General features: G+C 54.9%; 17 protein-coding genes and 3 tRNA genes. 14 read left to right on the top strand and 6 right to left on the bottom strand.

The genetic code is table 11. The features are described 5' to 3' along the window. Window positions 1-31 precede the first annotated feature (31 nt). The 3 genes from CQ018_RS02515 to CQ018_RS02505 form a co-directional block, all read right to left on the bottom strand. Entirely contained in the window at window positions 32-358 is a 327-nt protein-coding gene (locus tag CQ018_RS02515) for a hypothetical protein (protein WP_146111797.1), read from the bottom strand. A 162-nt stretch (window positions 359-520) separates the two neighbouring features. Continuing rightward, window positions 521-994, bottom strand: a complete 474-nt coding sequence (locus CQ018_RS02510) for a hypothetical protein (protein ID WP_146111796.1) — start codon at window positions 992-994, stop codon at window positions 521-523. 3 nt (window positions 995-997) lie between these two features. Further along, window positions 998-2482, bottom strand: a complete 1485-nt coding sequence (locus tag CQ018_RS02505; RefSeq protein ID WP_105548372.1) for a sodium:alanine symporter family protein — start codon at window positions 2480-2482, stop codon at window positions 998-1000. Window positions 2483-2634: 152 nt separating this feature from the next. On the opposite strand from CQ018_RS02505, the gene CQ018_RS02500 reads away from it, so the two are divergent. The 5 genes from CQ018_RS02500 (at window position 2635) to CQ018_RS02480 (ending at window position 6676) form a co-directional block, all read left to right on the top strand. Continuing rightward, window positions 2635-2907, top strand: a complete 273-nt coding sequence (locus CQ018_RS02500; protein ID WP_105548371.1) for a metal-sensitive transcriptional regulator — start codon at window positions 2635-2637, stop codon at window positions 2905-2907. Window positions 2908-2947: 40 nt separating this feature from the next. Then, window positions 2948-3655 carry an MOSC domain-containing protein gene (locus tag CQ018_RS02495; protein WP_105548370.1) on the top strand — a complete coding sequence of 236 codons (708 nt, stop codon included), beginning with the start codon at window positions 2948-2950 and terminating at the stop codon, window positions 3653-3655. A 321-nt stretch (window positions 3656-3976) separates the two neighbouring features. After that, window positions 3977-6019, top strand: a complete 2043-nt coding sequence (locus tag CQ018_RS02490) for a DEAD/DEAH box helicase (RefSeq protein ID WP_105548369.1) — start codon at window positions 3977-3979, stop codon at window positions 6017-6019. 440 nt (window positions 6020-6459) lie between these two features. Then, window positions 6460-6531: transfer RNA gene (locus CQ018_RS02485), tRNA-Thr, on the top strand. Between the two features lie 71 nt (window positions 6532-6602). Beyond that, window positions 6603-6676, top strand: a tRNA-Met gene (locus CQ018_RS02480). Window positions 6677-6917: 241 nt separating this feature from the next. Here the strand turns inward: CQ018_RS02480 and CQ018_RS02475 are convergent. Together CQ018_RS02475 and CQ018_RS02470 are read right to left on the bottom strand one after the other, a co-directional pair. After that, complete coding sequence (locus tag CQ018_RS02475; protein ID WP_105548368.1) at window positions 6918-7598, bottom strand: hypothetical protein; 681 nt, start codon at window positions 7596-7598, stop codon at window positions 6918-6920. Window positions 7599-7635: 37 nt separating this feature from the next. Continuing rightward, window positions 7636-9138 (bottom strand): SH3 domain-containing protein, encoded by a 1503-nt coding sequence (locus CQ018_RS02470; RefSeq protein ID WP_146111795.1) that lies wholly within the window; start codon window positions 9136-9138, stop codon window positions 7636-7638. A gap of 790 nt (window positions 9139-9928) precedes the next feature. Here CQ018_RS02470 and CQ018_RS02465 point away from each other — a divergent pair. The 4 genes from CQ018_RS02465 (at window position 9929) to CQ018_RS02450 (ending at window position 13399) form a co-directional block, all read left to right on the top strand. Beyond that, the gene (locus CQ018_RS02465; RefSeq protein WP_146111794.1) at window positions 9929-10951 is read left to right on the top strand and encodes a hypothetical protein; all 1023 of its coding nucleotides are present in this window, start codon (window positions 9929-9931) and stop codon (window positions 10949-10951) included. Between the two features lie 407 nt (window positions 10952-11358). Next, entirely contained in the window at window positions 11359-12402 is a 1044-nt protein-coding gene (locus CQ018_RS02460) for an esterase family protein (RefSeq protein ID WP_181149695.1), read from the top strand. 126 nt (window positions 12403-12528) lie between these two features. Further along, on the top strand, window positions 12529-13212 hold the full coding sequence (locus CQ018_RS02455; protein ID WP_105548364.1) for a VTT domain-containing protein: 684 nt from the start codon (window positions 12529-12531) through the stop codon (window positions 13210-13212). A 115-nt stretch (window positions 13213-13327) separates the two neighbouring features. Then, a tRNA-Thr gene (locus CQ018_RS02450) sits at window positions 13328-13399 on the top strand. 91 nt (window positions 13400-13490) lie between these two features. Here CQ018_RS02450 and CQ018_RS02445 read toward each other — a convergent pair. Next, the gene (locus CQ018_RS02445) at window positions 13491-14099 is read right to left on the bottom strand and encodes a DedA family protein (protein WP_105548679.1); all 609 of its coding nucleotides are present in this window, start codon (window positions 14097-14099) and stop codon (window positions 13491-13493) included. Window positions 14100-14377: 278 nt separating this feature from the next. Between CQ018_RS02445 and CQ018_RS02440 the strand changes: the two genes are divergently transcribed. The 5 genes from CQ018_RS02440 to CQ018_RS02420 all read left to right on the top strand — a co-directional run bounded on the left by CQ018_RS02440 (window position 14378) and on the right by CQ018_RS02420 (window position 18597). Further along, the gene (locus CQ018_RS02440; protein ID WP_105548363.1) at window positions 14378-16339 is read left to right on the top strand and encodes a hypothetical protein; all 1962 of its coding nucleotides are present in this window, start codon (window positions 14378-14380) and stop codon (window positions 16337-16339) included. 1 nt (window position 16340) lies between these two features. After that, window positions 16341-17288 (top strand): DUF2797 domain-containing protein, encoded by a 948-nt coding sequence (locus CQ018_RS02435; RefSeq protein WP_105548362.1) that lies wholly within the window; start codon window positions 16341-16343, stop codon window positions 17286-17288. 73 nt (window positions 17289-17361) lie between these two features. Beyond that, window positions 17362-17637: a hypothetical protein gene (locus tag CQ018_RS02430; protein ID WP_105548361.1), complete on the top strand. Its 276-nt coding sequence runs from the start codon at window positions 17362-17364 to the stop codon at window positions 17635-17637. Between the two features lie 70 nt (window positions 17638-17707). Then, window positions 17708-18157: a MaoC family dehydratase N-terminal domain-containing protein gene (locus CQ018_RS02425; protein WP_105548360.1), complete on the top strand. Its 450-nt coding sequence runs from the start codon at window positions 17708-17710 to the stop codon at window positions 18155-18157. Continuing rightward, a complete protein-coding gene (locus CQ018_RS02420) occupies window positions 18157-18597 on the top strand; it encodes a MaoC family dehydratase (RefSeq protein ID WP_105548359.1) in 441 nt (146 codons plus the stop codon). The genes CQ018_RS02425 and CQ018_RS02420 overlap by 1 nt, the downstream gene beginning before the upstream one ends. The last annotated feature ends 23 nt before the right edge of the window (window positions 18598-18620 follow it).

Raw genomic sequence — 18620 nt, 5'->3', positions numbered from 1 at the left:
ACCGCGCTAGCAGGTGGGTGGCTTACAAAGTTTAGGATGACGTGTCGGTCTGAGCTGCAAAATATTTGGCCCAGATACGTGGAGCCAGCCACAAGAGCACAATCCCCGCAACGCCAAGGAACAGCCCCAGAAGCAAGAGACCAGATTCAAGTGGCGTTGCGGGGCACCCCATTGCCGACTCTTCTTGTGCACAATGGGCCCAAGGCTTGAAGAGCGCTAAGAGAAAAACCGTAGCCGCGGCAGCGATGAGCACCAGTGTGCCGATGACGAACGTTGAAAACGAAATAGTTCGAGCCGGCCTAAACATACGATTCCATTCTGTACCGAAGAAGAATCTGGACCGAAGCGTGGAAGGCATGAAGATTTGATGAGCATAGCCGAGCCCACGAGAATTTGGACGGCAGGAGGACCTTAAAAACGTAGGAGCGCTTGACTAAACCGTGAAGGTATAGCCAAGCGCTCCAGCGTTATATCTGGAGGTATCTGCCCTCAAAGAGCACGAGCGGTTCCCGGAGAGAAGCTATCTGCCGTTCTTGCGTGCCAATCGTTCGGCCCTACGCACCTCACGGGCGGCCTTCGACTGCGGTGCAAAGTACTTAATGCTGCCCGGTGTCCATAACAGGGCAACGCCTATCAGAATCAGCGCAGCAAAGAACCCAAAGCGGAAGCCCCTGGTGAGCAACGGCAACCCAATGATCAGCCCGCACCAAGAAAGCGACAATCTGCCGGAAAGCTTGCCACGCCACAGCTGAACTACCGCGTAGCTGACTAGCAGGCCGAAGCCAACCAAGGCGATCCCGGCACCCACTAGACCCGGTGCCTCAGCGGCCGGACGCTTGGTCGAGTTAGCAAAGAAACTAGCGGCAAAACCGAAGGCCGCAAGGGCGGTAACCGCCCACCACCAACGCCCTACCAGCAGGGATTGCGGTACCGGCAAACGTACCGTGTTGCTATGTTGTGATTTCTCAGAATCCCGAGACCTATTAGAGAGCACGGCCTATTTCTTTACCTTGACCTGAACTGCTCGGTGGTCAAGAACATCGTCCTCGGTCCAGCACTCAATATTTTTTAGTTCGGGCAGCTGCGAATCGGTGAACGTGGGGTTCAGGCCTTGTTTGAGCTGCGCTGAATAGTTCTTAAGCATCTTGAATGCAACGGGTGAGAGCAAAGCAATGGCAATCAAGTTAATCAACGCCATGATGCCCATGACCATATCGGCAAGATTCCAGACAACATCGGCGGTAGCCATCGCCCCACCAAGCACCGCCAAAGTGACTAGCACGCGATAACCCATCATGACCTGCGGATTATTGGTAATAAAACCAATATTCGATTCACCGTAGTAGTAGTTTCCGATGATTGAGGAGAACGCAAGCAAGAAAATAATGATGGTCAGTAGTACTGCGGTCCAGGATCCCAACGAATCGCTCAGGGCTCGCTGTGTTAGTTCGATGCCAAGGCCGGCCCCGACAGGGTTTTCAATCGATACCAAGATGATGAATGCGGTAATAGAACAGATCAGGAACGTATCGAAATACACGCCCAGGGTTTGGACCAAACCTTGTTTGACCGGGTGTGTGACGGCTGCCGTTGCGCCAGCATTGGGTGCCGAACCGAGTCCTGCCTCATTGGAGAACATGCCACGCTTCACACCGATCATGATCACGGTGCCGAGCCCACCACCAATGACCGAAGAGAAATTGAAGGCCTCACCGTAGATTTTTCCGAACACCACCGGAACCTGATCAATATTGGAAATGACAACGGCAATACCCAACAAAAGGTAAAGCACCGCCATGGAAGGAACCAACGACTCGGTGACCTTGGCAATGCGTCGCACGCCACCAAAGACCACGGCCCCGGTGAGTAACGCCAAAACAATGCCAACACCCAAGAGCAGGCCAGAGTTGGATTCGCCCTCGGTGCCAAAAGCCCCAGCAACCGTTGCGCTGATGGTGTTTGCCTGCAGGGAGCTGAAAGCAAAGGGGAAGCACACAATCAGGATGACCGAGAAGGCAATTCCCATCCAGCGAGCGTTAAGTCCTTTTTGCATGTAGTACGCGGGCCCACCGCGGTAACCGTCTTTGGCCCGGACCTTGTATAACTGACCCAGGGTCGACTCAACAAAGCTTGAAGCGCCACCGATGAACGCCATGGTCCACATCCAGAACACGGCACCGGGTCCACCCAACGCAATTGCTGTGGCGACCCCTGCGATATTTCCCACACCCACGCGTGAGGCCGCGGAGATGGTAAAAGCCTGGAATGCGGAGATAGATTTCTTTTCACCTGCCTCGTTGAGCAGTGCCTTATCGGTGAGTGTTTTGAACATTGCCGGGATCATCCGGAGCTGCACTGCACCCGTACGTACAGTGAAGTAGATGCCCACTATCGCCACGATGGGCAACACCGCATAGGTCCAGAGCATGTCGCCTTGGTTTGCCAACCACGTGGCAAAGGCATCGTTTTCTAACAAGTTCATGTTCCGGAGAATACCCGAAAATGTGTACTTAGCAGAGGTCGCACACGGATTTCTTGCCTAATTAGTGGTGCACTGCTGCAAATGAAGAGAAAAGACCTCGCAACACCCAAGGGGGTTGGCCGGAGGTACCCCCGGGGGCATATTCTCTAGTTATGGAATTGGACCCAGTCGAACTTAAACCTGTTATCAATCGGCTCAAGCGTGCCCAAGGGCAACTCGGTGCGGTCATCCGCATGATCGAGGACGGCCAAGACTGCGCCGAAGTCATTACCCAACTTTCCGCTGCTTCCAAGGCCATGGACCGGGCAGGGTTCAGTATCATCGCCATCGGATTGCAGTCGTGCATGCGTGCCGAGGCCAACGGCGAGGCATCGGGCCAGCTGGATCGCGAAAAATTAGAAAAACTCTTTTTGTCACTGGCTTAGCGATTACGGCAGCCAAGACGCAACTGACTAGGATACTTCCATGGCTAAGCACGAAGACACCCAATTGACCAGCACTAGCGAATCGGCACTGGGGGTTTTTGGCAATACGGGTGTCATTGAGCACGTTTGTGTGGTTCATGCGCTGAAGCCGGACCGCAGCAATGGCGTCACCGCCATCGATAAACGGCCGGTCACCGGTCCGGTCAAGGTCAGCAAGATAGGCTTATTTGCCGATTTACAAGCGGACCGGATTCACCACGGCGGATTTGACCAAGCTATCTACGCGTATTCAAGCGAGGAAGCTGCGCGTTGGAGTACGGAGCTGGGCCACGAAATCCCGGCAGGATTCTTTGGTGAAAATTTACGTGTCAAAGGAATCACTACAAGCGATGCCATCGTGGGGGAGCGCTGGCGCATTGGCAAACACGTAGAGGTAGAAGTGACCCTGCCGCGGGTTCCCTGTTCAACATTTGCTAGGCACATGGATGACTCCGAATGGGTGAGCCGGTTTACTGAACGCGGAGATATCGGCTGTTATTTGAAGGTTATCCGGGTGGGCAAGATCAGTGCCGGGGACGAAATCCGGGTTATTTCGCGACCAACGCACACCGTGAGTATCCGGCAAGTCTTTACCGGGCCCACGCCCGAGCAAGCCAGTGCACTCTTAGCTGAAGAGCAACTTTCAGGATCCCTGCTACCTGAGAAAATTACCCGGAAACTAGGTCAATTAGGTTTCCTGTACGCCTAGTGAAAGCCCAGTTCTTGGGGGTCGCAGGCGTCCGGTACACGCTGGTGTGCACAGCCCTGTGCCCAAGCTCACCGGGAAAAAGACACCCATAAACACCAACGGGCGATAAGCTTAGGTGTTCACTGTATCCGGCTTCCCTCGCATTCTGCCCAATTTTTGAGGCAGGAGCTCGTCGTGTGTGAGCCCGCCAAGCTTTGCGGGATGTTTCTGTCATAGGGGAGTCGCCGGACCAAAGTGATTGAGTCCGATTGTGCTGCGGGGCCTCGTTGAAACGGGGTGTATCCGCCCCTATGAATGAGGAAATTCTCTTTGTCTTCTGACATGCCCGAAAACCAGAACACCGCCGAAACAACCAAGACCGAAGAGAACACTGTTCTTTTCAGCGATTTGGGTCTTGACGGCCGCGTTCTTGCCGCCGTCTCCGATCTTGGTTACGAAAAGCCATCGCCGATCCAGGCCGCTACCATCCCGCTGCTGCTCGAAGGCAACGACGTTGTCGGCGTTGCCCAGACCGGTACCGGTAAGACCGCTGCCTTTGCTCTGCCTGCCCTGTCCAAGATGGCAGAACTTGCCGACCTGCACGGCACCGCCCGCAAGACCCAGGTGCTGGTTCTTGCCCCGACTCGTGAGCTTGCGCTCCAGGTCGCCGAGGCCTTCACCTCCTACGCCAAGCACATGGGCGACTTCACCGTCCTTCCCGTGTACGGTGGCTCCGCCTACGGCCCGCAGCTCAACGGCCTGCGCCGTGGCGCTCAGGTAGTCGTCGGTACCCCGGGTCGCGTGATCGACCACATCAACAAGGGTTCACTTGACCTTTCGGACCTGCAGTACGTGGTTCTTGATGAGGCCGACGAAATGCTGCGCATGGGCTTCGCTGAAGAGGTCGACAAGATCCTCGAAGCTACCCCGGAAGACAAGCAGGTTGTGCTGTTCTCGGCCACCATGCCTTCCTCGATCCGCCGCATCTCCAAGCAGTACCTTCGCAACCCGAAGGAAATCTCGGTCAAGTCGAACACCTCGACCGGTACCAACATCCGCCAGCGCTACGTACAGGTCATGGGAGCTCACAAGCTCGATGCCATGACTCGTATCCTGGAATCGGAGTCCTTCGACGGTGTTATTGCCTTCGTGCGCACCAAGATGGCCACCGAGGACCTTGCCGACAAGCTCAAGGCTCGTGGCTTCACCGCCGCAGCCATCAACGGTGATATCCCGCAGCAGCAGCGCGAGCGCACCATTGAGAACCTTCGCGATGGCAAGATCGACATCCTTGTTGCAACAGACGTTGCAGCTCGCGGCCTTGACGTTGAGCGCATCTCCCACGTCGTGAACTTCGACATCCCGCACGACACCGAGTCCTACGTGCACCGCATTGGCCGTACCGGTCGTGCAGGGCGTACCGGTGACGCGATCCTGTTCATGACCCCGCGCGAAAAGTACTTGCTGCGTGCCATCGAAAAGGCAACCCGCCAGTCCGTTGAACTGATGCACCTGCCAAGCGTTGACGCAGTCAACGACAAGCGCCTTGCCAAGTTCGCAGACAAGATCGGCGAGACCATCTCCTCGCAGGACCTGACGGTCTTCCGCAACCTGGTTGAGAAGTTCTCCGCAGAACACGAAGACATCGACGAGGTCGAGATCGCTGCGGCTCTTGCGCACATGGCACAGGGCGGCCGCCCACTGCTGATGCAGGAATTGCCGACCCCGCCGGCCAAGCAGGCTCGCATGTCCAGCGGTGGACGCGATGGATTCAACTCCCGTGGCCCGTCCCGTGCACTGACCGAAGGCAACGCTACCTACCGCATCGCGGTAGGTCGTCGCCAGCGCGTCATGCCAGGTTCCATCGTTGGTGCACTTGCCAACGAGGGTGGTCTGACCTCCGCCCAGATCGGTGGCATCGACATCCGTGCCGATCACACTCTGGTAGAACTGCCAGCAGATCTTTCCGGCGAGCAGCTCAAGTCGCTTTCTCGCACCCGCATTGGTGGCGAACTGATCCACCTCGAGCTTGATAACGGCCGTAGCCCGAAGTCCGACCGTGAAGGCGGCGGCGGTGGCGGTTACCGTGGTGGTCGCGAAGGCGGCGGCGGATACCGCGGTCAGGGCGGCGGCGGTGGCGGCTACCGTGGCGGCCGTGAAGGTGGCGGCGGCGGATACCGTGGCGGCAACGATCGTCGTACCGAAGGTGGCTCCTCAGAAGGCGGCCGCGGCGGTTACGGTGGCGAACGCGGCGGCGAACGTGGTGGTCAAGGCGGCGGCGGTGGCTACCGTGGCGGCCAGGGCGGCCAGGGCGGTGGCGAGAACCGGTTCGGTGGCGCGCGTAAGCCACGCACCACTGGTGGACCGCGTCGTCGCGACTACTAAACATTAATTTGAGGTAAGCCTCGGTTGGATCTTCTGCACGGAAGATCCGACCGAGGCTTATTTTGTTAATGCCGCAGGAGGCGGGAGGCGCCGCGAGGGCGCCAAGTCAGCATCAAGAGGCCGCCATGCTCCGCAGTGCCGACGGCCCCGCACACTGGGTCCCAGTGGCAGCTGAGTGTGCGCTACAGGCCTGCCGCAACGAAATGGAAGTGGGTGTCGCCTGACGGTCACTTGGGCCGTTACCCGTCGATTCGTTAAAGAGCAGGCCACCCACGAGTTATGAGCAATTGCCCCAACGGTAATGTTGGTGACTTACGTCTCTGAATTTAGACGATTTTTCGAGGTATCCGGACAAAAATGGTGAAGATTTGTGCTCTCTGCCACAAAAGTGCCGCCTGATTTCACAGCGCCCAAAAATGCTGGTAGAGTTTTTACTCGTTGCCCCCCTAGCTCAGTGGTAGAGCGCGTTCTTGGTAAGAACGAGGTCACCGGATCGATTCCGGTGGGGGGCTCTGAGTGGAATAGCTCGTGTTCAGCCTACCCGTAAGGGAATCAGTGGTTGGAGTCGTGTTTTACCATTCGTGGCGGCTTAGCTCAGCTGGTTAGAGCGCACGACTCATAATCGTGAGGTCCCGGGATCGAGTCCCGGAGTCGCTACACAAGGAAAAACCCCGGAAGCTCAATGTTTCCGGGGTTTTTTTGGGCCCAAAATATAGTCATATTTTGCTTCACTGTAGCCATTGCTGTACCCCAATGGGCCAAAACCATAATGCGAACCTTCATCATGATTGGAACTGGCTATTCAAGATGCTGGTAGCTGTCCGCCGGATCGTTGCCTTCAAGGCGAATAGTCGAGCGCTGCGTCCCAGCGGCTTAGGCTAGGCACATGACCGAGGCCCTAAAATGACCAGGTCCAGCCGCCGCTGCGCTTTTGCTGGGCATCAAGAGGGTTGTAGACAAGTTCTCCGCGTGCGGTCTTGGCATCTAGTACAACTTGGCCGGTAACGGTGTCCCCGGCACCTACAGCGATGTCCAGTGGCTTGCGAACTTCGCAACCGTAGGCTTTCTCCGTATTTAGGTTATAAGAAATCTTGTCGCTGGATCCGTTTGAGACCCCGAACGATGAAGCATCTAGCGGCATGATTGCCTCATCTTCGCGAACTACCGCATTTGCCGATTTAGCCAGTGATGCTTGCACCTCAACGATGAGGAAATGACCATTGTCCGGAGCAATAGTGGTACCAAACCCGCGAACTGCACACGATTTTTTCACTTGGACATTCTTGACGATGATCGAGAAAGTCGGTTTTGATTCGCCTTCGGCCGTGAGTTTTCCTTCTTCGCCGAGTTCCTTGACTACCTGTGCCTGTGCATCCACTCGAACTCGCTTGCCGGTCTGAGGATCAACCTTAGCGACATCTGCAGTCTCAGCGGCTTTTCCTGGACTGAGTGCTCCAGCATCGGCCGTTTGAACCGGGGCAACGGTGCCTAAAGCAGCCACAATGCCAATAACTAACGCGGTAGTCGCGAGGGCACCCAATGAAATGAGCCCAATCTTGTAGTTCTTACGCTTTTTCATGATCTACTTCCTTTGAGCAGCATGGGTGAAGGTGTTCTTACGAGCGTTTGAGGAAGTCGCCCGACGAAACTAGATTGCCCGAGGACTTCGCAACTTTTTCTCCCGTTGGAGTTGTCTTGTAGGCCCATGAAACGGAGCCATCGGCCATCGTCACACGTTGTCGGGAGTACATGTTTTTTCCTTTGTACTTCAACTGGCCTTCGTAAATATCGAGCCTTTTCATCATTGAAGCTCCGTTAGACGCGCCGTATTGGAACTGTTCGGCAACGACAGTCTTGGGCCCGCTGGTGAGGAACGTCCAGTTTCTATTCCACAGCTGGTACAACGAGGACTCGGCGATTCGTTGGTTGACTGTCTTTTGCTGGAACTTGCCCATAACGGAGTAAGCAGATTGGCCAGTCCGGAGTGTGCCGTACACAGCCACCGAATGCTGCCCAGCTTTGTTCAGATAAGCACCGGAAAGATAACCTGACTGCGAACCGTGCCTGACCTTGACCCAGCCGTTCACGGAGGCATGATGGGTGACAGTGACCTTGTTGCCCAAGGGAACACGAGTCAAGGATTTGTGTTGAGTCCCAGGACCTTGACGAAGATTCAAATTTGCTGTGACGAAACGACCGTAATCGGCAACATCTTTGTCCTGGTTAGCGGGCTTGGGAGCGGGCTTTGGTTTTGTTTCGGCCGGCTTTGTTGCAGCTGGATTGTTCGGTGCGGTGATGTCGGTCCAGACCCATTTTCCGTTGACTTTGACTTCGTCGCGGCGGTTGCCCGAATCCCACGTGCGCCACTCGACTCTGGTGCCTTTGGTGAGGGTTCCGATCGCTTTCTTGTCGTTTTTGGACGCAGATTTATAGATGTTGCCGTTGCGTTGGGCATATCGGTACTGAATCTTCGGTACTGGGGTTGCGGCTGGTTTGTTCGGTGCGGTGATGTCGGTCCAGACCCATTTTCCGTTGACTTTGACTTCGTCGCGGCGGTTGCCCGAATCCCACGTGCGCCACTCGACTCTGGTGCCTTTGGTGAGGGTTCCGATCGCTTTCTTGTCGTTTTTGGACGCAGATTTATAGATGTTGCCGTTGCGTTGGGCATATCGGTACTGAATCTTGGGCGCTGGGGCTTTGGCGGTTTTTAGATAGTCCGATGAAGCCCATCCCGTTTTGGTACCGAATCGAAGCTGAACCCACTTTCCAGACTTCCTCCCGGTGAGCTTAACCGTTGAGCCCTTCTTCATGATTCCTAAGGACTTAGAAGAGGTTGCTGCCTTCTGGCGCAGATTTAGGTTGGCAGTGGTTTTCGTTATTGACTGAGCCATAGGAAGTACAACCGCGTGCGGGATTCCGGGTTTCTTAGCTAGTTTCACGTCGGAAACGCGTATTGGTGACACACTATGGGTATTGCTCTTGGGCACGGACTGCACGGTCATTAAGGATGATGCGTGGGCTGCAGCCGGAGAACTCGTGAGCGGGAGCAACACTAGGATGGCTACCGCAGCTGCAATATTGTTCCTCACGTTCACCCACGAGGAGATAGGAGCAGTCAAGGTGTGTTCCTTACCTATTAGTGTTACCTGGTTTGAAAAGCCAAATCGGAGCGTGGCAACGGCCCGAAACCTTATTCTGACTGGTAAACCATAATTAGGCACCTTTATTTAGCTAATAATGTTCTGCATGGCACAAGCGGTAGGAGATGTGGCACTCTTACCGAGTCCGGTCACGACTACGCTTCTTAGAACATCAGGATCGGGAAATTCCAGAAATATCGTTGTGCGTGGTAGCTGGTTCGATGCCGAAGTTATGCCGTGTTTCCGCTGGAATCGCTCTCGCCGGTCGTGGGCTGAAGAACAATCATTGGTCAATGTCATAGCGTTATGGATCCGCTTATCGATCGAAAAGAGGGTTAGAAACCGATTGAGAGCACTAGCGACATAACACGAAAAAATTGAGTTCCGCTCTACAAACGTGCAGCGTAAAGGAGGCTTTCTCCGCAGTAATCCCACGTGGCTACGGTAATCTAAACGGACGACTTCACAGGCTTTACCTTGGTCCCCTAGTAGATGGACGGGATATTCATAAATGCAATTCAGGCGAATTACGAGGCTAATGGTGTTCGCCGGAACAGCTGCCCTGGCTTTGAGCGCTTGCGGATCACAAGTTCCGGAGGCTGCTCCATATCTGCAGGCCGAACACGAGAACTTGCGGTGGTCCGATGGGAGCAAGGTCAAGCTCAATCGGGTTGACCTGCAAGATGCCAACAAGGCCATTGCTGGAAAAGACTTCACGGAAGTCTCAAATACACAGCAATGGGCGCTAGGCGATTCTTCTTTCGGAGCCATGGGACTGGATGCCAATGGGAACCTTTTTGGCTCAATGGTGAGAAACCAAGGTATCGATCCTGCAACGAATGCGCTCACCGCTGGCTCGATGGTGGGTACCGTGAAAAACGGGAAATTCGATGCTTTTCCACTTCAAGTCGAACCTCCGAACAATGAATCATTTCGCCAAGTCATCGCGGGAGATAGCGATGGAAAAAACTTTGTGTGGGTGGAGACCGCAGATACAAGTATTGTTGCCAGTAGTTGGGTCCTTTACAGCAAACCTGCCAAATCTCATGAGCCGATTCGCCTCGCATCATCAGCGGATGACAGCAAATCCCAAGTGCCGCCCCTGGGCGCCAGCGATATTCAACCTGTGATTCGCAAAGATCGTGTCTACTGGCATGAGACGGTTCAAACCGAAGCAGACAGTCCTATAACTTCCAGAATGCGTTCCGTTGACTTAGCCGGCACAGAATCCCCTCGAGACGAAGCCAACGATGTTGCTTACCCTGCCTCGCTCGATGTATCCATGGCAGTATTCGCAATGACACCGGACACTGAACAAACGCAAGATGAATTCGCTGAAAGCCTCTTCCCACAACCGTCGGGAATCTCGTTGGTTGACGAGCTTGGGAATACGACAGAGCTTTTGAAAGTCGCTGCTGACTCACCGGAGGACAGCCACTTTGGCATGATGCGGGGATCTGGCAACACGGTGGTGTTCTCCTACAACGGAGAAACGCTGATAGTGGATACCTTGAGTAGGCAGGTAACTTCTTTCGAAGAACCAACGGACTCAAATATTACGGGCCTTGCTCAATGTGGCGACTTATCGACGTGGGCGTATATGGACGTCAGTGGTGAACTTTTGGGGAAGCAGTACGTTTACAACGTCAAAGACCAATCCCTGCGTGCTGTGGAGGAGCCTAAGCTCTTTGGCACTAGTGTCTGTCACGATAATTACCTTGCGTGGTCGGTCCATGACGTAGAAAACGATGGAGCGTTCGCAACAGAAATAGTTACCGAATGGAAGCGGTAGTGAATGCCACCTGCGGGAAACACAATGAAACTGCCAAGCTCACGCACAGGATACTTTTGATGGCTTGGGCATAGTCTCGAGCAGGGAAAGCAATTTTGCTAGAGACTGACTATTGCAGTCTTCCTTGAGAATCGAGATGACAGGAATTTCATAGATTCCGTAAGTCTTCTCAACGGCTGGTTTCCAGTATGTGTATGGATTCTGGGTGGTATCGGAATGCTGTTGCTGTTGTTTCCGCGGAAGCGACCTAAATGGTTACTCAAAGCAGCAGTAGTCCTCATCGCAGCGTTCGGAATAGCATATGCGGTTCAGTGGCTGCTGGTGTGGGTTCTGTACATCATCGGGGATCAGCTGCCAACATCGGTGGTTGTTTGGGGATCCGTTGGCTTTTCTGCTGTGCTGTTGGCATGCGAGGAATAAGTCTCTGGCGCAAGATCTCGACACCGATTGCCGTCGTTGCCGTTCTCCTGCTCAGCGGCCTACAAATCAATGCGTACTTTGGCCAGTATGAGACCATCGGTAGCTTCTATAATGCCGACACCGCCGCTATACCTGCGCTTAGTACACAGGAAATGCGTAACACCCAAGTGTTTAAAGCTCAGGTGAATAAGTTGGAACCTGCAGTGACAGAGTGGAATGCGCCTGCGAGCATGCCGCAGACGGGAAAGCTTGTAACAGCGAATATTCCGGGGAGTATTTCGGGTTTCAACGCTCGAGAGGCGATTATTTATCTTCCACCGGCTTATCTCACTTCTCAACCACCCGAACTACCAGTCCTGGTTTTGGTAGCTGGACAGCCCGGTGGTCCACAACGATGGGTAGGTGCGGGGAAGCTCGAAATGATTATGAACCAATTTGCCCTGGCGCATCAGGGGCTGGCACCCGTGGTGGCAGTCGTTGACCCCAATGGAAGCACCCTGGGGAACACCATGTGTATGGATAGCCAGATAGCTAACGCGGGAACATATCTATCTGTTGACGTTCCGATATGGATCAAAAGGCACCTTAACATGCAAACCGATACATCCCGCTGGGGCTTTGGTGGCTTTTCCTTCGGAGGAACATGCGCATTACAAATGGGTACGGCCCACCCGGATTTGTATCCGAACATTATTGACTTATCGGGCCAGATAGAGCCGGCACGGAGCGCCAATCGAAACCACACTATTCAGCAGGCCTTCAACGGAGATGTTCGAACATTCGACGCAATCACACCGCTTCATCTGTTGAAGAAAAATTCCTACCCGGATAGTTTTGCCTACATTTCTGTGGGTGCCAATGACGCTCATTATGGGCCAGGTGCACGCATAGTTTCTAAGGCTGCCAAGGCCGCGGGTATGCAGGTGGTTGAGGCGCAACTGGCTGGAGACGGCCACTCGTGGGCTTCGGCGAAGACAGGGCTAGGCCAAGCTTTGAACCTGCTCGCTCCAAGGATGGGTCTGAGCCGCTAAATTTAGAGGTACTACTACCTGATTTTGCTAGCGGGGAATTGGCTGGGAGTTTGGTGATACATCGTCTGAACACGCAAATTTCGTTGGGCATTATCGTATGGTTGGTCGGTGATTTCATTGGTAAATATGCAGACGGCTGTTGCCTCCACGGTGGTGCTACCGCCCACCGCAAGTTTTCTTCCCGATTGGTTGAACCCCGATGTTTTCCTTCGGGATCCGGCCCTGGGCCCATGGGTCATTCTTTTAGTTTGCGGAATCGTGTTTGTAGAAACCGGTTTGTTGGTGGGGTTTTTCTTTCCCGGGGATTCGATGCTCTTTACCGCTGGATTACTGGTGGCAACGGGAGCTCTGGATGTAAGCCTTCCTATGTTCGCCTTATTGATCTGTATTGCAGCATTTGCTGGAGACCAAACTGGCTACCTAATAGGGCGCAAGGCCGGACCCGCGATTTTCAACCGAGAAGATTCACGGCTTTTCAGACAGGAATATGTCCAAAAGGCCCATGCCTTCTTTGAGCGTTTTGGTGGACGCGCGGTAATTCTTGCGCGCTTCGTTCCAATCGTGCGAACCTTCGTCCCGGTCATCGCGGGGGTTGCTCATATGCACTACCGTTTCTTCGCATTTTATAACCTCATCGGTGCAGTATTGTGGGGAGCGGGGGTAACGCTGTTGGGGTTCTGGCTCGGACAATACGAATGGGTCGGAAAAAACCTTGATGTGATCTTTATTGTGATTGTGTTGATCTCGGTCATCCCCATTGGTATAGAGCTGGTCAAAGTGCGTAAACGGAATCCACGAGAAACCCAATAATTCCTTGTTTAGAGCTAGGAAGCCCGAGAAAAGTCCCGCAAAATGCGACCTTCGTCACTTATTGAGTGTTTGATGTGCACTTTGAGTTGAAAGTTGTGTAGAGTATTTTCTCGTTGCCCCCCTAGCTCAGTGGTAGAGCGCGTTCTTGGTAAGAACGAGGTCACCGGATCGATTCCGGTGGGGGGCTCAGAGAAAAGACCGCGGTCATCTTCGAAGTTTTGAAGAAGGCCGCGGTCTTTGTTTTTCCCATGGCAAGGGCCTAGGAGTGGGTGGGCTGGCTATTTGCGCAGTGATGTATTTCCACTGGCCTTTGAAACGATGCGGTCGATAAGGACGCCCAGAGCCATCGCGCCTATGACGGCAACAACCATGCCAAGTAGGTGGTGGTCTTGGAACCATTGACCGGCCAGCATCCCGATAAGTACCGAATATGTCGCCCATCCCACACTTGAAAAGCATGTAAGAAAAACAAAGCGTCGATGCGGGTACTGGGTAGCGCCGGCGACAAGATTTACTGCGACACGACCAATGGGTACAAAGCGAGCCACCAGAATGAGTGAGACAGGCCGCAGCCGAAGTTCGTAGCCTGCCCAAGCGAAAGCATGTTGGAAGCGTTTCCGTCGCATCCATGAGTATTTGTCGGTGCCGATGGAGCGCCCCATGAGGTACGCGAGATTATCTCCAACAAAAGCCCCTAGAGCCGCAACAATCCCCAAAAACCACGGGTTTGGCATGCCCTTGTTTGGAATCAGCGATGAGAGGGCCACTACCAGTGATTCGCTGGGTACCGGCGGAAAAAATCCATCAATTGCGCAGAACAAGAAAATCATGAGATATGACAGTGGATGTCCGGCAGCGGAGATGATTGACGCACTAAGCGCGTCCATGGCTGTGGAAATGAAATCCAAGAGAAGTCCTGTCCCGTCGAAAGGCCTACAGCACCAAACTTGATGGTGTGTCTGCCATAAGGCTAGCTAGCGATGAACCCAATTCATATTCTTGCTCGATGTGAATCACACCAGCAAATTCGACGCCTTGAAATGCTTTGCCGATATGATGGGCAAAGTGCGAAGTTTGTGGTCATAGGTGTCTTATCGATCTATGGGGCACTAAATGAGAGTATTCGCTCGAAACGACCATGGATGTTCAGGAGAGGACCCAACGCATGCCGAAGGCCGACTTCAACCAGGAGTTTCCGACCCGCGCCTCGCTGAGACGCGCGCGCCAGGAACAGCAGGAAGCCCAGCGCAAGAAGGCCGAAGTACTCAAAGGCATACCCGTTGGCGATGCGGCAAAAGACGTTTTTGATGCTATCCCCGAATCAAACCGCAACTCACCGGTGAAACCGGCGGCTCCTAGGACGGCTCCTGCCGGAAGCGGATCCAAGAGCGCCCCGAGCGCTAAATCTGCTCCGAAAGCTAACACTCCAGCTGACAAATCGCAGGCGAGCAAAAACCCGGTTACCTCAGCGAATCTAACAGTCGTCTCTGACACCAAAGCTGCACCCGCTGTTACAACTCCCAAAGCTCCATCAGCTGTCGCGCAACCGACGACTCAAAAGCCGACTGAAGCCAAAGCGCCAACCATGGTTTCTGCGCCTAAATCGGAAGTTACCCAGCAAGCCAAAAACAAAGTTGAGGGTGTTGCAGCCGCACCAGTTGCGCCAACATCAGTCACAAAACCTGCCCAGGCAAAGCAGTCACCTGCTGCCGTAGTCAAGCCAGTGGCTCCCGTCAACACCAAGTCGGAAGCTGCCAAGCCTGCCCCGGCTAAGCCTGAAGCTGCGAAGGCAGCTCCCGATACTAAGGCTGCCGCACTTAAAGCCATGCCAGCCGCCAAGGCCGAGGCACCCAAGGTAGTGCCAGCAGCCAAGATCGAAGCGCCCAAAGCAGTGCCAGTCACTAAACCAGCCCCGGCTAAGGCCGTGCCAGCTGCTAAGACAGAGGCGCCCAAGGCGGCACCGGCCACCAAGGCCGAGACGCCCAAGGCTGCACCAGTAGCAAACGCAGCAAATACCTCGCCAGTAGCTAAACCAGCACCTGCGGCACCTGCCGCGGAAAAGGCCTCCCCAGCACCTAAACCGGCAACGCCAAGCGACGTACCTACTATCAAAGCCGCAAAACCTGAACCTAAAAAGGACATCAGCCTTTCCACGGCGGAGGGACGCCGACAGGCATTCCGCGAACTGAACCCCAGCGCCGGGGAACGCGATACCTTCCTGCGGCCAGAAGACGAGACCTCATTCCGTGCCGAACGTGGATTCCGTGGTTTCCTCTCCCGCATGGGCTTCGCCATGGAACCTTCGGCCCAAGAAGTCGAAGAACGTAATTGGCGCCGTGCCGTTGGTAAACGCCTGAACGAACCAAAGACCATTTCGGTAGTCAACGGCAAGGGCGGGGCGAATAAGACCCCTACCGCAGTACTCCTGTCGGCGGTCTTTGGCCGCAATAGTGGTGACCCGGTTTTGGTCTGGGACAACAACGGCACCCGTGGCACCCTAGGCTGGCGAACACTCAAGGGGTCACACACCCGGCACTCAATGGATCTGCTGGACGCGGCCGATCAGCTCAAGGAAACCCGTGTCGGGGATCCAGCTGTCAACGACTTCGTGCATTACCAACCCGAAGACTGCTACAGCGTGCTACGCACCGATCCCACGTTGTTGGCCTCGGAGCAACACGTCAATGCAGCAGACTTCGATGTTCTGCATGAAATTGTTTCGCGCTTCTTCTCACTGACCATTGTTGACTCCGGTAACGATGAATCGGCAGAACGTTGGATGCGCATGATCGACCACACCGATCAATTGGTCATCGCCAGCACCACAGTTGAAGAGCATGCCGAGGCCGGTGCGCTCTTGCTCGAGGCGCTAGCTAAGCGTGGGGGACACTATGCAGATCTGGCGGAGAATGCGGTAGTGATCATTTCTCAGCATCAACCGCAGGGAAACGATGAACAGCTCAATCGCATCGCCCACGGTTTCCGCAGGCTTGCCCGCCAGGTGGTTACAGTTCCTTACGATGCGGCACTGGTCAAGGGACAGATCCGTTTTGATGGACTGCGTCCGGCAACCCGCCGGGCCTGGTTGCATGCAACGGCCGCGGTAGCAGGAGCCCTGCACAACTAACGTGGAACACCCAACGGCGAATCCGGAGCTATTGTGCCGGGGCATTAGTTTCGGCACACCGGATGATCAACCGGTGCTCGTCTTACGTGATACCCAAGAGAACTCCCACAACCTGATGTTGAGTTCGGGAAGCCCGATGGGTTTCAAGGTGCTACCCGGCCGTTGGTGCCTGGGGCATCAACTGGTGCACGATCGAACGCACCGCACCCATGTACCGTGCCCAAGCCAGAATCAAATCAGTCACGGCACCCAATGCGATGGTTGTGCCGCCGCAGATCAGACCCGCGCCATGCATGATTTTCACCGCTCGGGACGTGCAGGGGTCGGATTGCGTGACTACCTCATGCAGGAGCACTGGCTCTATATCGCATCATTTGCCAACGGAGCAACAAAGGTTGGCACCGCAGCGAATCCGAGTAAATGGCGCCGGCTCGCAGAGCAGGGAGCGATTTGCGCAAGTTATGTGGGCTGGGCCGCCGATGGAGCACAGATCCGCATCCTTGAAGACACAGTTACTCGTGAACTTGGCTTCACCCAACAGGTACGAGCCCAGGCAAAGGTGCGTGGACTACTTGAATCCCATACCAGTGCTACGGATCTAGCCGCGCTGACCGAAGCTAAGGCGGCAAGCGCCCGCAAACTTATTGCGGGGTTGCCGGGGCTCGGAGAATCAACTTTTAAAAGTATCACGGAAAACTGGCAGCCACCGCTTTTAGCCACGGAGCTGATTGCCGGGTGGAATACCAATGCCTTACAAAGCTACCCGGCAGACCTCAGCGCAGGAGAACACGGGTATGTCGTTGCATCGGTGCTCGGTCAAACCCTAGGCGTGAAGTTAGGAAGCGCAACGGAAGTCTTCGTTCTTGATGCAACAAAACTCAAAGGCCGCAAACTTCAACTTGGCAACTACAGCACCGATTCACCTGCCATCCAAGCCTCACTCTTTTAGATACCAAACTCGTACTTTGCAGAGCACATCACACCGAGCCATGCACAAGGCATAACTGAATTAGGATTGAATCATGACCAACACCCCCTGGGAAGCTTCTTCCGGACTCTATAGAAAACTTGCCTTCGGTTCGATGATCATCTCCGGAACCGGCATCATCTTGGCGATCATTGGAGCCAACATGAAAAACCCGGTGCTGATGTACACAGCAGTTGGCATCATCGGTGTCGGCCTGGTAACTCACGTCATCGGTTTGGTGATTCGAGCACGTGACGCCAAAGCGTGGCGTGTATCTCAGGGACTGATCCCTGCCGTGCGACCCAAACGTGAACGCAAGAAAAAGTCCTAGCCTTATGCGGGCGGGTCTTGCCGCACACGCACTTATAACACTCAATAACCGCCCAGGAGAGAATCATCTAATGAGCATCAACCCCGAGTTGGCAGGCCGTAGCTACCCCGCCCAGGACCCCTACGTGGTGGGTCGCGAAAAAATTCGCGAATTCGCTGCGGCAGTCAAAGCAACGCACCGTGCTCACTATGACGTAGCCGCAGCGGCAGAACTTGGCCACGCCGATCTGCTGGCCCCACCAACCTTCGCCATCATTGTTGCCCAGCGTGCCGATGCACAACTGATCAATGATCCGTCAAGCGGCATAGACTTCTCTCGAGTCGTGCATGCGGACCAGCGCTTTACCCACCACCGTCCCATCATTGCCGGTGACGAACTTCTTGCCGAACTACACGTAGATACCGTCCGTGCCATGGGCGGCGGAGCAATGATCTCCACACGCGCGGAAATCACCACGACGTCCGGCGACAAGGTTGCCACCACCATTTCTTCAATCTTGGTACGCGGAGAGGACCAGTAATGATCGAGTATGCAACCCTTGAAAAGGGCATGGACATCGGTTCAACTACCATCCATGTAAATCGTGCCGATCTGGTGCGTTATGCCGGTGCCTCCGGAGACTTTAACCCGATCCACTGGAACGAACGCTTCGCCACCGAGGTAGGACTGCCGGGGGTCATCGCCCACGGCATGTTCACCATGGGTGCCGCGGTGCAATTGGTCAGTAACTGGGCAGGTAATCCCGGCGCGGTCATCGATTATCAGACCCGCTTCACCAAGCCGGTCCCGGTGGCCGACCCGGCCGGAAGTAATCCGAGCGAGCACGAGGGCACCGCGGTTGAGATCAGCGGCGCGATCGGTGCGCTGGACGCCGACGCCCGCACAGCGCGCGTGGATTTGACCGTCACCTTCGAGGGCACCAAGGTCTTGGTCAAGGCGCAGGCACTGGTGCAATTCTGAGCACTAACCCCACTCGACCGGTA

This window comes from Arthrobacter sp. MYb227, from assembly GCF_002975435.1.
GTDB lineage: Bacteria > Actinomycetota > Actinomycetes > Actinomycetales > Micrococcaceae > Paeniglutamicibacter.
This window is presented reverse-complemented; position numbering and strand designations above follow the sequence as displayed.